This is a genomic window from Kribbella sp. VKM Ac-2571 (genome assembly GCF_004362255.1).
Lineage (GTDB): Bacteria > Actinomycetota > Actinomycetes > Propionibacteriales > Kribbellaceae > Kribbella > Kribbella pratensis.
The window spans coordinates 1-13,900 of sequence record NZ_SNWS01000026.1 but is presented as its reverse complement, the minus strand read 5'-3'; the positions used below and the strand labels follow the sequence as shown (position 1 = coordinate 13,900).

Sequence of the window (13,900 nt, the reverse complement as noted above, 5' to 3'; positions counted from 1 at the left end):
GGCCATTCATTTCAGGCCACTGAGTACGACGCCACGCACGTAGTACTTCTGGAACACCAGGAACACGACCAGCACCGGCAGCGTGCTGATCACCAGGCCGGCCATCACGATCGGCATGGTGCGGTCCGGATCGAGGAAGCTCTGCAGCAGCTGGATCCCGACCGGCAGTGTCTGCAACGACGGGTCGGACGACGAGATCAGCAGCGTCCAGATGTACTCGTTCCAAGTGCCGATGAACGTGATCAGCCCGAGCGTGATCGCCACCGGCTTGGTCTGCGGCAGCACGATCAGCCGCCAGATCTGCCACTGGTTCGCGCCGTCGATCTTGGCCGCCTCGAGCATCTCGTCCGGCAGCGAGATCATGAACTGCCGCATCAGGAAGATCCCGAATCCGGAGACCGTGAACGGCAGGATCAGCGCCAGCAGGCTGGTCGTCAGCCCGCCGTCGCCGCCGCGCCCGAGGAAGTCGTTGCCGCCGGCCAACGGCCAGTTGAGCATGATCAGGAACGTCGGGATCAGCAGCAGGAACGGCGGCAGCATCATCGTGGCGAGGATGAACCGGAAGATCACCGCCCGCCCGCGGAACCGCAGCTTGGCCAGCGCGTACCCGGCCAGCGCCGAGGTGATCAGCACCGACACCGTCACGCTGACCGTGACGATCACACTGTTGCGGAACAACCGCGGCAGCTCGAGCTGCGAGAACGCCTCGCGATAATTGTCCAGATTGAACGACTCCGGGAACAGCTTGTACGGAATCACGCCGTACTCGCCCGCGCCCTTGAACGAGCTCATCACCATGTCTAGGAACGGCATGACCATCGCGACCCCGCCGAGGATCACGACCAGGTACGCGAACCACGGGAACTTGCCGTGCCGCCTCACGAGGTCTCCTCCCCGCGCCGCCGGGCGACCCACAACTGCAGCAGGGTGATCGCCAGGATGATCACGAACAGCACCATGGCCATCGCGCTCGCCGTACCCCAGGCGCCGTACTTGAACGCTCGCTGGTACATCTCGAACGCCGCCACGTTGGTCGCGTTCACCGGCCCGCCGTCACCCGTCATCACGATGATCAGCGCGAACGACTGCAACCCGCCGATGAACTGCGTGATCAGCACGAACAGCAGGGCCGGCCGCAGCAACGGCAACGTGATCGACCAGAACATGTGCCACGAGTTCGCCCCGTCCACCTCGGCCGCCTCGTAGTACATCTCCGGGATCGCCTTCAGCCCGGCCGTCAGGATGAGAACGGCGCCGCCGATCGAGGCCCAGGCCTGTACGACGGTCACCGACGGAAGCGCGTACGACGCATCGGACAGGAACCCGATGCTGTTCACGCCGAGCTTGTTCAGGACGCCGTTGATCAGCCCGGCCGGCTGGTACATCATCTTCCACACGTTGCCGATGGCCACGACCGTCGCGACCACGGGCAGGAAGTACAGCACTCGCCAGAACCCCTGGAAAGCCAGCCGATCGATGCAGTAGGCGACCAGCACCGACCCGAACGTGGCCAGGAACACCGACCCGAACGCGAACAGCAGCGTGTTCACCAGGATGGGCTTGACGAACGTCCCGTCGAAGCTCAGGACGTCGCCGAAGTTCGCCGTACCGGCCCACTTCAGGGTCCCGAGGTCGAAGCCTCCCCAGTCCGAGAACGCGAGCACGATCGCGAAGATGAACGGCAGGATCAGGAAAACACAGAAGAACAGCAATGCGGGCGCGAGGAACAGGTACACCGCCCGTCCCTCGCGCTGCAGCTTCCCGACCCGCTGGGCCGGCACCGTCAACGTGCCGACCCTGCCGACCGCGGACGTCATTGCGGCTTGACCGCCTTGGCGGCCTGCGCCAGCGCGTCGTCCGGATTCTTGCCGTCGGCAAGCACACCCATGATCGCGTTGTGCAGCGCGGTCTTCGCCTCGTACGCACCCGGCTGGTTGGGTTCGGCCATCGCGTACGTCGCCGCGTCGTAGATCGGCGCCAGGTTCGGGTCGGACAACGACTGCTTGTACGCCGCCTGGTCAGCGGTCCGCGGCGGGATCAGGCCCTGGTCGGCCAGCCACTTGCCGGTCTCCGTCACCTGACCGTCGGCCGCTTTGTGCTCGTTCATCCAAGTGAGGAACTTCCACGCGTCGTCGGCGTGCTTGCTGCGCTGGTTGACACCCATGAAGAACCCGTACGCCAGCGAGCCCTTGCTGCCCGCCGTCGGGCCGGGGATCGCGGTCACGCCGACGTCGGAGGAGTACTTGTCCTTCATCTGGGTCTTCAGGCTGCCGATCCACCAGCCGGCCTGGATCGCCATCGCGACACCGCCGCTGCGGAACTGCTTGGTCGGCATGATCGAGGGGTTGGTCGCCTTCGCGGCAGCGAGGTCGGCCTCGAACTTCAGCGCCGCCTTGCCCTCGGCGTTGTCGAACTGCGCCGTACCGTCCGGGCCGAGGAACTTCCCGCCGGCCGCGTCGAGCAGCGACAGGAACGGGTGCACGGACTTGTTGTCGCCGTCCTGGATCAGGCTCAGGCCCTCGACCTGGATGTTGCCCTTGGCATCGCGCTGCACCGTCTTCTTGGCCGCGTCGGCGAGCTCGGCCCAGGTGGTCGGCGGCTTGCTGATGCCGGCCGCGGCCAGGATCTTCTTGTTGTAGAAGAGCACATAGGTGTTCAGCTCGGTCGGGTACCCGAGCAGCGTGTCGCCGGTCGTGACCGCGCCGAGCGCGGCGGGGCTGTACTCCGCCTTGATCTTGGTCGCGATGTCGTCCGGCACCTTGGCCACGACGTTCGCCTTCATCAGCTGGCCGCCCCACAGGCCGTACGCGCTGACGATGTCGGCGCCGCGGCCGCCGGTCTGTCGGACCGTCATCGTGGTGAGCAGGTCGTCGAACTTGACCACCTGCGCCTTCACCTGGACCTTCGGGTTCTCCTTGTTCCACTGCTGGATCATCTTGTCCAGCCCTTCCTTGGACGGGCCGTCGCTGTAGTGGCTCAGCAGCGTCAGCTCGACCTTGTCGCCGCTGCCGCCCGCCTCGCCGCCACCGCCGCCGCAGGCCGCGGCCGTGGCGAACAGTCCGAGCGCAACGGCAAGCCGCAGACCTCTGGAAATCCTCATGTCATTCCTTCCCGCCATCCGGGACCACGGGCGCCCGGAGGATGGTGAACGTGCGGGTGATGTCGAAACCTGTCTTCAGGTACAGCTGCCCGGCGGCAGACTTCTCGCCGGTCCACAGGAACCAGGCACTGTGTGCGCCGGCCGCGACCATCCGCTCGAGCGTCAGGTGCAGCAGCACCTTCCCGAGCCCGGTGCCGCGGGAGGCCGGCAGGACGCCGAACGGCCCGAAGCGGTCGATCACCGCCTCGTACGTCCCGTGCATCGCCCAGCCGAGGATCGCTCCGCCGGGGTCGCGTGCTACCACGATGCGGTCGAGTGGCAGACCGGACACGACGCCTTCGCGGATCGCGCGCGCCCAGTCCGGGTTGAATTCCGCGCCGGCGATCGCGATCAGCGCGGTCAGCTCGTCGCCGGATGGTGTACCAAAGCTGTAGCCGTCGGCCGTCAGCGCCTCGATCCGCTGGCGGACCTCGTCCGGAATGGCATACCCGACGAGGCTGCGGTCCATCGCGACCGCGTCGTACCCGCGCTCGAAGCCGAGCTCGGCGAGCAGCCGCGCCGCGGCGGGATAGCGGGCCGTGTCGAGACCGGGGAGGAAGTAGTTCGGCGTGTACGACGAGAAGTACACTTCGGACTGCCCGTGGGACCGGAGCCAGTCCATTGCCGTAGACAACAACTCGCGCCCGAGACCACGACCGCGGTACTCCGGATGCACGAAGAAGAACGGGATCCAGCCGGAAGCCGGCTCCAGGTCGTCGGCGTCGACGGCGATCAGCCGGCGGACGGCGTACGCGGCGCCGACGATCTGATCATTGATCACGGCCACCTGCAGACCGGCCGCGTCGAAGTTGCGGTCGAGCAGGAACAGGTCGCGGAACCGCTGGTAGCTGATCGGGTCGGCCGGCGCCGCGGCGGTCCACGCCGCAGCCAGTGCCGGCCCGTCGCCGACCTGGAACGAACGGATCATCGGGCAGCCCCTTCGTAGAGCAGTACGCCGTCGCGTACCCAGTCGGCCGGTGTGGTTGCCGCGGGCAAGAGCTCGACCGGGTCGTCGCCGGCCTCCAGCGCTTTCCGCAGCGAGTCCGAGCCCCACAGCTTGTCGAGCGACGGCAGCAGATCGAAGTCGTCGGGATACAGCTCGTTCAGGACGCGCAGCATCACCAGCGCGGTCCGCACCGGCTCGAACGCATCGCGATCCACGACGTGCAGCTGTACGCCGGACAGCGCCTGACCCGCGTACTTGTGGAACACCGGCTCGAACCACGTCCGCCGGAAGATCACACCGGGCAGCTCACACGCGCGCAACGCCGGCACCAGCCGGTCGTCGACGTACGGCGCCCCGATCGTCTCGAACGGTCGCGTCGTACCGCGGCCCTCGCTGAGGTTCGTGCCCTCGAACAGGCCGGTGCCGGGGTATACCAAAGCCGTCTCCGGTGTCGGCATGTTCGGTGACGGCGGCACCCACGGCAGACCGGTCCCGGTCGACGTACGGCTCCAGCCCTCCGCCTCGACGACCGTTGCCCTACCCAACTGAAGGGCGAGTTCGCCGACCGTCAGCCCGTGGCGGAGCGGGATCGGCGCCCGCCCGACGAAGCTCTCGAACCCGGGCTGCAGCAGCGGGCCCTCGACCCGTACGCCGCCGAGCGGGTTCGGCCGGTCCAGCACCACAAATGGCATACCAAGCCGGGCAGCCGCCTGCTGGCAGTCGTACATCGTCCAGATGTAGGTGTAGAACCGCGTCCCGATGTCCTGGATGTCGAACAGCAGTACGTCGACACCCGAGAACAGGTCGTCGAGCTCGGCCACCGTACGCCGATAGGTGTCGAACACGGGGAGTCCGGTGTCGGGGTCGATGCCCTCGCCTTCGCTCTCACCCGCTTGCGCCGTACCGCGGAGGCCGTGCTCGGGACCGAACAACGCCGTCAACGGCAACCCGGCCGCACGCAACGCGACCGAGGTCGGCGTGAGGTTCGGCAGCACGCCGGTGAAGTTCGTGATCAGTCCCAGGCGCCCGTCCGGCACCAACCCCGGGTCCTCGGCCAGACGCTGCGCGCCGGTCCGGACCACCATCGCCACCACCCCAGATCGTGGATCCTGCAGGAACTGGGTTGAAAACTTACCGACGCCTCCAACAGAAGGTCAATAGATTACTGACAACCGTTTGCCGGGTTGGCTGCGCACGCCGCCGCTGGAGCCTCGGACCCAAGCCCTCCCGGCTCGCCGCAGCACCGCGACAGCGGTGAGCCCGACAGCAACCGACTGACGGCCCAGCGCCGGGAAGCTCCAGCGAAATTGCAGGAACGTGCAATCAACCGGCGATTGACATGTCGATATCGCGGCAGTTTAGTGGCCTAACAACCATCGCGAAACGGGTTTGTGAGCTCACCATCATGATCCGCCACGCGTTTCCGCGGGCGGCTCCATTCCAGGGAAATCAGTCGTCGGGCAGTCGAACGCCCGGCGCAAACCACAGAGGTCGTTTCAGGGGGAATTGTGAGGCGCAACTCCTCCGCCAGCGCGGACGACGGCGGACGACTTCGGCATCCTTGCCGACGACTACGACTCCTGGTGTGAAGGCGGAACTGTCTGCGGCCGGAAGATCACCGACTACATCGCCGAGGTCAAGGGCAACGGTGCCTACGGCGTGAACACCACAGTCGTCGGCCGGATCGACTTCGTCGTCCGGCAGGCATTCAACGGAGCCTATCCACGGTGGCGCGGACTGTTGATCTGGGACAGTGGACCGACCGTTCGCCCGAACCTGTTCTGGGCCGATTGCCGGATCAATCGCTCTGGTCCCGACGGCTTCTGCGGCAACGTCGAGCTCGACTTTTCCAACATCACCTCAACCAGCTGGCGTTCGTGGGCGCCGTCGTCCACCGGATATAACCAATTGAGTACGAGGCTGTCCAACAACACGACGTACCACGACGACCTTCACGGCAGCTTCAAGGCCGACGGTTATTCCCAGACATTCGGGCTGGGGACCATTCATACCGGTCGCTGGCGCCAGTGTGGGCCGAACTGCAAGTACTACCAAGTCCCGTGGCTGCCGTAAGAGTGGTCAGCTGAAGAGTGCGTGGATCGTACGGTGTGCGTGACTCACGAAGGCCGAATTGCAACTCGGAACGATCTCGCTGTCCGGTGACAGAGTCGGCTCGAGCAGCCGGTCGAGCACGGCCTGCACCGAGACGACGGATGACGGCGGCTTGAGCAGCCAAAGCCGGTTGGCGGGCCGAGGCGGGATCTCCGCCTCGGCCAGCAAACCGTTGTAATCCGACTCGACCTCCGCGTACACGTCGGCGGACCACGGTACTCGTTCGACAACGACGCCATCACGTGAATGCTCGACCCAACGCGTCGAACGGTCCGCCACCCACGTCCGATGAGTTCTTGGCCAGATCGCGGGCAGGAAGACCCAGAGGGGCTCCTCCGGTGCGAGACTCCAGCCCTGACCTACTAGCTCAACCACCTCAGGTAGGTCCGCAGGCGGAACCGCGATGCACCCAACACCAGGCGTCGCGGCCGGCTCATCAAGTCCCCAGTCGAAACTCACCATCACCGCTCTCCCAACAGGTATCACGACATGTAAACGAGCGGGCGTCAGGATGAAGGTCGGCTGCGCTACGGCAGGAACGGTGTGAGGGCGGCGAGGAAGTCGTCGAGGCGTTCGGCGTGGACCCAGTGGCCGGCCTCCGGGACCTCGGCGTACTGGACGTGCGGGAAGTACGCCGCGATGGTCGCGCGGTGGTCCTGCTGGACGTAGTCGGACTTGCCGCCGTAGATGAACAGCGTCGGCCCGTCGTACCGCCGCCCCTCGACCGCGGGCCAGCCGGAGATGGCCGGCAGCGCGGCCTCGATCACCGGCAGGTTGGGCCGCCAGCGCGCACCGTCGGCATCGAGGATCAGATTCTGCAGCAGGAAGGCGCGCGTCCCGGGCGTCGGTACGGCGGCGGCGAGCTGGGCGTCGACCTCCGCCCGGCGGGTGACCGAGGACAGGTCGGCGTTCCGCATCGCCCGGGCGTACTCGACGAACGCCGGCGGGTACGCGACCGGCGCCGCGTCCACGACGACGAGCCGCTCGACCGCCGCGGGGTACTGCAATGCGGTGAGCATCGCGGTCTTGCCGCCCATCGAGTGCCCGACGAGCGCGACCGGCCCGAGCCCGAGCGACTCGATCGTCTCGCGGACGTCGTCGGCCATCTCCGGGTAGCTCATCGTCTCGACGTGCGGCGAGGTCCCGTGGTTGCGCAGGTCGAACGCGAACACCCGGTGCCGGTCCGCGAGCCGGCGCGCGGCGGTCATCCAGTTCCGCCCCGAGCCGAACAACCCGTGCATCACCACGACCGGCGTACCAGTCTCGCCGTACGCCGTGACCGGAAGCTTCATGCCCTCCACCCTTTCACCACGTGCTCACCGACCGCTTCACCGACTGCATCACCGGCTGCGCTGCCAGCAGGCCGTATGCCAGTGCCGCCGCTCGTCCAACGACTGGCTGCCACCGATCGCACCGAGCAGGCTCGGGTTCTCCGGCCAGACGACGACGTGCGGTGTCGCGGGCGGGATCTGCTGGTCACAGCCGGGACAGCGATAGGACTTCGCCGACGCGGACCCGGACACCCGGCGGACGTTCCACTCGGCGCCCGCCTTCGCCTCGCGAGACTGGGTACCACCAAGGAGCGGCCGGTCACTGACCGGCCGCTGCCACTTGGAAGGCCTTCTACGCGACATAGCCCCTCAAGGCTAGGCCATGCCTCAACCAGAGTTTGGAGGTCATCGCCACCTGTCTCCAGGAGCACGCACGTACTGCTGCCAGACGTACCGCCACGGCGTCACCGCGAGGATGACCAGGACCACCGCACAGTTGACCGCAACTCCTTGTGTGGCCGAGTCCATCTCCCCGGCGACTACCTGGGGCAGTGCGACGACGGAGAGCCAGATGAGCTTCCAGGCGGACTCGAAAAGAAGGATCGGCAGCAGCCGGACCGGGTAGCGCAATCCGAGGAACGCGAGCAGCGACATGGCGGTGAGAATGCAGGTGACGACTCCTTCGAAGAGCGGCCAGGAGCTGTCAGGCTGAAGCACCGCGTGGGTGATGAGGACCGGCCACTTGACGATGGCGAGCCCGACGCCCATGAGGAGGTACCCGGCGCGCATGAGATGCAGGCGGTAGAGCGGAAGATCGGCGGCGGTCGTGCGTTCTGGGTGCGTGATCAGAGTCGACATCGGAGCTCCTTAGTTGGGAATGGCTCAGCGGTCCGCGGATCGAGACAGGATGCGGATCCGGAGCCGGTGCAGTTGCGGCATCACGCCGTAGCTCACGATCGGTACGGCGATGGTGGCGAGCACGAACGTGCGCAGTACGGGCGCAAGCGTGCCCAGCCAGTCGGCGAGGGTGAGATTGAGGACGGTGAGAGTCGGGAAGACGGCCAGCCAGATCATCAACGCCAACTGATGCTTGGTCGGCGGCCCGGCAATACGCCGGCCCGGCTCGGCAACGATCGCCCGGGACTCGGGCACGGCTGCGCTGCTGCGGGGATTCGGGGTGCTCATATCGCTCCTTGGTTTTGTGATGGTCGGATCAGTGCACGAGGCCGTGAGCGGCTTCGCGTACGTCGCCCTCGACCAGATCGGCGTTCAACCCGATCGCGACCGACGCCGGCGGCGGCGACGACCTGAGCGCAGGGTCGACGACATTGCCGGCGCACCAGACGCCGGGAACAACGGCCGCGGCCGTACCCCGTCGATCTGCAGCTCGTCGGTCAGGCGTGCGACGCCGGTGCGGGCGTCAGCGCCGTACCTCCCGACTTCGTCTCGTCCGAGCTCGGCGATTCCACGCGCAGCCAGTTCCTCCCACTGCTCCAGCAGTTCGCTGAGCAGGAGGCCCTCACGCGACAGATCCCCGGTGCAGGTGAACGGCCGAAGCGTTGCGAGGCGTGCCGGCATCGACCACGAGAACCTTCCGGCAAGCGCGTGACAGGGCCAGGGCAGTGGACAGTCCGACGGCGCCTCCGCCGATGACCACCACGTCGTACTGACTCATGTCCATCAGGCTGAAGCACCGTCGATCTCTCACCTACGGTCGTTGCTGTTTCCGGGAATGCGCAGTGTGATGAGGTCGTGGAAGACACCTCATCGGAGATCGCGGCGGTGCTCGAGCAGGTTGGGCCCAGGCTGAAGCGGGTTCGCACCCAGCGCCATATCACCCTGACCGGTCTGGCGGCCACGACCGGCATCTCGAAGAGCACACTCTCGCGACTCGAGACCGGACAGCGGCGACCGACCCTTGAACTGCTCCTCGCGCTGTCGCAGGCCTACCGAGTACCCCTGGACGATCTCGTCGGCGCGCCCGAGGTCGGCGACCCACGCATTCGCCTCAAGCCCGGCCGCGTCAAGGGCCGGACGGTCATCCCGCTCACCCGGCAGCCCGATGGCATGCAGGTCTGGAAGATCGTCATCCCGACCAGCAAGATCGTCCCGGAGCCGCGGGCCCACGACGGCCACGAGTGGATCTATGTCCTGTCCGGACACCTGCGATTCGTCCTCGGCGAACGGGACTGGGTCCTCGGGCCCGGCGAGGTCGCCGAGTTCGACACCCACGTGCCGCACTGGTTCGGCAGCACCGGTGAGGGGCCCTCGGAGATCCTCAGCATCTTCGCAAGACCCGGCGAACGAATGAACATCCGAACCCCGGACCCCAAATCCTGATCCGGTGCGCGCGTGGCCCGGCTCGGCGCGTCGCGTACTCCACCAGCACATCGTTGGCGCCGCGCCCTCGGCGGTCTCACACGCCGCGCCATAGACGATGGTCCAAGCCGGCGATCCGCTGGTCGTGCCAGAGTCCGATCAACCGGACGACATCTCCGGACTCACACTCCTGCATTCGCTGCCCTGAGCCCACCCTTCACGATCCGAGTGAGGATCCGCGATTTGGTCTAATCGAACAGATGTTCTAATATAGGCGCATGAGAGGAATCCCGGGCACCCACCTCAGCGGCGACCACCAGGTCCCTGCCGAACCGGGCGCGCCCGCGGCGAAGGTCGTCCTCTCCCCAGCCAGCTCGCCCGAGACCCCAGTCGCGCACGACCTCTCCGAGACCGCAACCACCACGAGCCGACCGGACCGGACTGCACCAGCCAGCGGCTGCCAGACCGCCTCCCCTGTCCGCGCCTCGACGATCACGGCTTCGGCTCCCGGCCAGGCGGCCACGATCGACTCCACCCCCGGTGGGGCCGCCAGGCGGTCTCCATGGAGCGGTTGGGATGACGCGCCGCTCAACGATGACTACGTCCCCGACGACCTGTTCTACCCGACCGATCCCGAACTCCCCGGCGGCCAGGCGGTCATCAGCGAGCAGGACCAGTTGGACGCCGAACTCGACGAGCTGCTCGGCCGGAACCGCTACTCACGTGTCGACGAGTTCGAGTGGCAGGAGTGGGACGGTATCGAGCAGGACGCCGCCGAGCGCGAAATGCTGCGCCGGGAGGCGCCGCCGTGGGTGTTCCTGCCGCCCGGCGGTGCGCTGGCTGCCGCGTTGGAGGTGACCCGGCCGGAGGCGATGTCGCCGATGGCGCTGATCGAGTTGATGAAGGCCGCGGACCGGCTGATCAGCTGGGGCGAGGCGATCAAGACCAGCGCGACGGCATCGTTCGTCCGTCAGCGCCGCGCCGAACACCGCGAGTCGCCGCGCCCGACCCAGCTCGACTCCAGAGGCCGCCCGATCGACCCCGAGCGGTCCTGGCACGGCGAGATCGCCCTCGCCCTCGGCCTGTCCCCCAACACCGTGGGACGGCGAGTCGACACCGCGCTGCGGCTCACCTCGACCCTGGCGGCCACCCATTCGGGCCTGCGCTGCGGCGCACTCACCTGGGGCAAAGCGCTAGCAATCTCCGAGGCCACCAGCGAACTCCCCGATGACGCGGCCCGCGCAGTGCAGGCGCATGTGCTGAAACGCGCCGCCCGCCAGACCCACCGCAACCTACTGGAGTCGCTGCGCCGCCAGGTCGCCAAACACACCACCGCGCAAGCCGCCGACGATCACCGCGCCGCGGTCGCCGAACGGACCTGCAAGATCGTCCCGCTGCCCAACGGCATGGCCGGACTATGGATCGTCCACACCGCCGACAAGATCCAGCAAATGTGGATCACCCTCCAAGCCATGACCACCCTCGCCAAACGCAGCACCCCCACCACCAACCCCACCACCAACCCCACCACCAAACTCACCGCCAACCCCACCGCCAACCCAGCTGCGCCCGCAGCCGCCACCACTGACGCCAACGCACGCGCCACGTCCGCCGCCACCACTGCGGACGTCGTCGGCAGCTCCGCCGCCGACACGGGCACGACCGGTCTCACGGGCACGACGGGCAACCCAGGCATGACTTGCAACGCTCGCAACACGGTCCCCGCGGGAGGTATCGCCGACGTCCCAGGCGGCGGCACTGTCAGCGCCACCGCGGCGCCTCAAGCCAGCGACTCAGCGCCCACAGGCAATGCCGCAACGGCGCCGCTCGGCGCGTCCGTGCATCCCGCACCGACGGCCCCCGCGGACGCCGACCCATCCCCGCACGCCAGACCCGGTCCCGATCCGGCCATCCCCGACGACATCACCACCACCGGCACCACCGCAAGTGTGGGTTCCAGTGCGTGTGCTGATGCCGGTGCGGGCGCTGGTGCGGGTATTGGCCCGAGTGCTGATGCGGATACCGGAGCTGATGCGGGTATTGGCCCGAGTGCTGCTGCGGATACCGGAGCTGGTGCGGGTATTGGCCCGAGCGCTGCTGCGGATACCGGAGCTGATGCGGGTATTGGCCCGAGCGCTGATGCGGATACCGGAGCTGGTGCGGGTATTGGCCCGAGCGCTGATGCGGATACCGGAGCTGGTGCGGGTATTGGCGCGGGGGCTGCTGGTGCGGGTGCCGGTGCGGGGAAGGACGTCCGTACCGCCGAGCAGCGGCGTGCGGATGTGGTTGCGGATCTGTTCGAGCACATCCTGCGCAACGGGTTGGACTGGCTCGGGCGGCGGCTGCCCGACCAGCATCGCCGCCGCCCTCACATCGAGGTCGTCGTCCCTGCCTCGACCCTGCTCGGCTTGGACGACGACCCTGCCGAGCTCACCGGCTACGGACCTATCCCCGCCGACCTGGCCCGCCGCATCGCCACTGACGGCACCTGGCGACGGCTGCTCACCGACCCCACCAACGGCACCGTGCTCGAGGCCTCCACCACCCGCCACGACCCCGGCGCACTCGTCACCGAAACCCTGCTCGCCCGCCACCCCGTCTGCGCCTGGCCCGGCTGCAACCGGACCTCCCGCGAGTGCGACCGCGACCACCTCACCCCCTTCACCCGCTCCGGGCGCACAACCCTCACCGGAATGGCGCCGTACTGCGAATATCACCACGTCATCAAAGACACCCATGCGTGGGGCTGGACCACCACCAGCCACCACGACGGATCAATCACACTCACCACCCCCACCGGCCACCGCTACACCACCGTCCCACCCGCCCGCGGCCCCATCACCCAACAGCCCGACGCAAGCCCCAGCACCGGCCCCCGGCAAGCAGCTCACGACCGGCCACCGTTCTGAAGCCAGCACACCAGTCGGAACCAGCATCCCCCCTCGCCCCGTTCACGCGGCCCGTTCACGCGGCCCGGCCGCATGACCCGGCCGCATGACCCGGCCGCATGACCCGGCCGCATGACCCCTCGCATGACCCGGCCGCACAACTGGGCCAGGAGCAGGCCATCACTTTGAAGGCACGACATCACCGACGCCATCACGGGCGACGCCGTCGCCAGCAAGCACGATCGCCCCTCCGGCAGGCAGCTCACAACCCGCCACCGTTCTGAAGCCAGCACGCCACTCGGAACCCACCAACCACCGTCGCCCCGGGCCGCCCTGCCCGTTCGCCCTGCCCGTTCGCCCTGCCCGGCCGCCCTGCCCGACCGCCCTGCCCGACCGCCCTGCCCGGCCGCGCGGCTGGGCCGGGCGCACGCCACCACTATGGAAGCAGCTCACGACCTGCCACCGTTCTGAAGCCAGTGCGCCAAACGGAACTCATCAGCCGCCCTCGGGCAGTTCGCGCGGTCCGGGCGCATGGCTGGGCTGGGCGCATGGCTGGGCTGGGCGCATGGCTGGGGCCGGGGCTGGGCCGGGCGCATGGCTGGGGCCGGGCGCATGGCTGGGGCCGGGCGCATGGCTGGGGCCGGGCGCATGGCTGGGGCTGGGCGCATGGCTGGGGCTGGGCGCATGGCTGGGGCTGGGCGCATGGCTGGGGCTGGGCGCATGGCTGGGGCTGGGCGCATGGCTGGGCTGGGCGGACGCCATCATCCTGAAGACGCGCCATCACTCTGCAGGCACGCCATGACCGCGGCCATCACGGGTAACCGGCGCCAGCACGCCATCGCCGGCAAGCACCATCGCCAGAAACGCCGTGTCGGCACCACGGTCGGCGAACACGGATCGCGCGGTGACCACAACCAGCCCGCGAAACCACGCACAGCTGCAAACGGCCCAGCCCGGCTCCTGACCGGCAGGCTCGTCGCCAGCGCGCCCCTCACCGCACGCCCCTCACCGCACGCCCCTCACCGCACGCCCCTCACCGCACGCCCCTCACCCGCACGCCCTCGCCAGCACGCCGCTCGCCAGCACGCCGCTCGCCAGCACGCCGCTCGCCAGCACGCCGCTGACCGGTACCCATGACACTCCCTGTGTCAACCTCAGGCAGCGACGGGCTTGTTGAGCGCTGCTGCGGCACCGTGTTTGGCGGGGTCGTAGGGGACGCCATCGT

Annotated in this window: 16 protein-coding genes; 4 read left to right on the top strand and 12 right to left on the bottom strand. The window is 68.0% G+C overall.

Annotated features, from left to right (window positions below; translation table 11 throughout):
• Positions 1–6: 6 nt before the first annotated feature.
• From EV651_RS38420 to EV651_RS38400, 5 genes are read right to left on the bottom strand one after another with little or no spacing between them, the layout of a single operon-like run.
• Positions 7–882, bottom strand: a complete 876-nt coding sequence (locus EV651_RS38420; RefSeq protein ID WP_133790653.1) for a carbohydrate ABC transporter permease — start codon at positions 880–882, stop codon at positions 7–9.
• Positions 879–1,817: a carbohydrate ABC transporter permease gene (locus EV651_RS38415; RefSeq protein ID WP_133790651.1), complete on the bottom strand. Its 939-nt coding sequence runs from the start codon at positions 1,815–1,817 to the stop codon at positions 879–881. The genes EV651_RS38420 and EV651_RS38415 overlap by 4 nt, the downstream gene beginning before the upstream one ends.
• Positions 1,814–3,100, bottom strand: a complete 1,287-nt coding sequence (locus EV651_RS38410) for an extracellular solute-binding protein (protein WP_133790649.1) — start codon at positions 3,098–3,100, stop codon at positions 1,814–1,816. Before EV651_RS38410 ends, EV651_RS38415 begins: the two co-directional genes overlap by 4 nt.
• Before the next feature lies 1 nt (position 3,101).
• The gene (locus EV651_RS38405; protein ID WP_133790647.1) at positions 3,102–4,067 is read right to left on the bottom strand and encodes a GNAT family N-acetyltransferase; all 966 of its coding nucleotides are present in this window, start codon (positions 4,065–4,067) and stop codon (positions 3,102–3,104) included.
• On the bottom strand, positions 4,064–5,170 hold the full coding sequence (locus EV651_RS38400) for an exo-beta-N-acetylmuramidase NamZ domain-containing protein (protein WP_133790644.1): 1,107 nt from the start codon (positions 5,168–5,170) through the stop codon (positions 4,064–4,066). The genes EV651_RS38405 and EV651_RS38400 overlap by 4 nt, the downstream gene beginning before the upstream one ends.
• A gap of 574 nt (positions 5,171–5,744) precedes the next feature.
• Between EV651_RS38400 and EV651_RS38395 the strand changes: the two genes are divergently transcribed.
• Entirely contained in the window at positions 5,745–6,158 is a 414-nt protein-coding gene (locus tag EV651_RS38395) for a hypothetical protein (protein WP_133790642.1), read from the top strand.
• Positions 6,159–6,164: 6 nt separating this feature from the next.
• Here EV651_RS38395 and EV651_RS42815 read toward each other — a convergent pair whose 3' ends face one another.
• From EV651_RS42815 to EV651_RS42805, 7 genes are all read right to left on the bottom strand, one after another.
• Positions 6,165–6,659: a DUF5956 family protein gene (locus EV651_RS42815; protein WP_238157474.1), complete on the bottom strand. Its 495-nt coding sequence runs from the start codon at positions 6,657–6,659 to the stop codon at positions 6,165–6,167.
• A gap of 65 nt (positions 6,660–6,724) precedes the next feature.
• A complete protein-coding gene (locus EV651_RS38385) occupies positions 6,725–7,489 on the bottom strand; it encodes an alpha/beta fold hydrolase (protein ID WP_133790638.1) in 765 nt (254 codons plus the stop codon).
• 48 nt (positions 7,490–7,537) lie between these two features.
• Positions 7,538–7,831, bottom strand: coding sequence for a hypothetical protein (locus EV651_RS38380; RefSeq protein ID WP_133790637.1), 294 nt, complete (start codon positions 7,829–7,831; stop codon positions 7,538–7,540).
• 42 nt (positions 7,832–7,873) lie between these two features.
• Complete coding sequence (locus EV651_RS38375) at positions 7,874–8,326, bottom strand: hypothetical protein (RefSeq protein ID WP_133790635.1); 453 nt, start codon at positions 8,324–8,326, stop codon at positions 7,874–7,876.
• A 24-nt stretch (positions 8,327–8,350) separates the two neighbouring features.
• Positions 8,351–8,653, bottom strand: a complete 303-nt coding sequence (locus tag EV651_RS42810) for a hypothetical protein (RefSeq protein WP_238157473.1) — start codon at positions 8,651–8,653, stop codon at positions 8,351–8,353.
• A gap of 84 nt (positions 8,654–8,737) precedes the next feature.
• The gene (locus tag EV651_RS38365) at positions 8,738–9,046 is read right to left on the bottom strand and encodes a hypothetical protein (protein WP_133790632.1); all 309 of its coding nucleotides are present in this window, start codon (positions 9,044–9,046) and stop codon (positions 8,738–8,740) included.
• On the bottom strand, positions 8,988–9,143 hold the full coding sequence (locus tag EV651_RS42805; RefSeq protein ID WP_238157472.1) for an FAD-dependent oxidoreductase: 156 nt from the start codon (positions 9,141–9,143) through the stop codon (positions 8,988–8,990). Before EV651_RS42805 ends, EV651_RS38365 begins: the two co-directional genes overlap by 59 nt.
• Positions 9,144–9,220: 77 nt before the next feature.
• On the opposite strand from EV651_RS42805, the gene EV651_RS38355 reads away from it, so the two are divergent.
• From EV651_RS38355 to EV651_RS41700, 3 genes are all read left to right on the top strand, one after another.
• Positions 9,221–9,808 (top strand): helix-turn-helix domain-containing protein, encoded by a 588-nt coding sequence (locus EV651_RS38355; protein ID WP_133790630.1) that lies wholly within the window; start codon positions 9,221–9,223, stop codon positions 9,806–9,808.
• Positions 9,809–10,065: 257 nt separating this feature from the next.
• Positions 10,066–12,696 (top strand): HNH endonuclease signature motif containing protein, encoded by a 2,631-nt coding sequence (locus EV651_RS38350; RefSeq protein ID WP_133790628.1) that lies wholly within the window; start codon positions 10,066–10,068, stop codon positions 12,694–12,696.
• 544 nt (positions 12,697–13,240) lie between these two features.
• Positions 13,241–13,477, top strand: a complete 237-nt coding sequence (locus tag EV651_RS41700) for a hypothetical protein (RefSeq protein ID WP_166658929.1) — start codon at positions 13,241–13,243, stop codon at positions 13,475–13,477.
• The last annotated feature ends 423 nt before the right edge of the window (positions 13,478–13,900 follow it).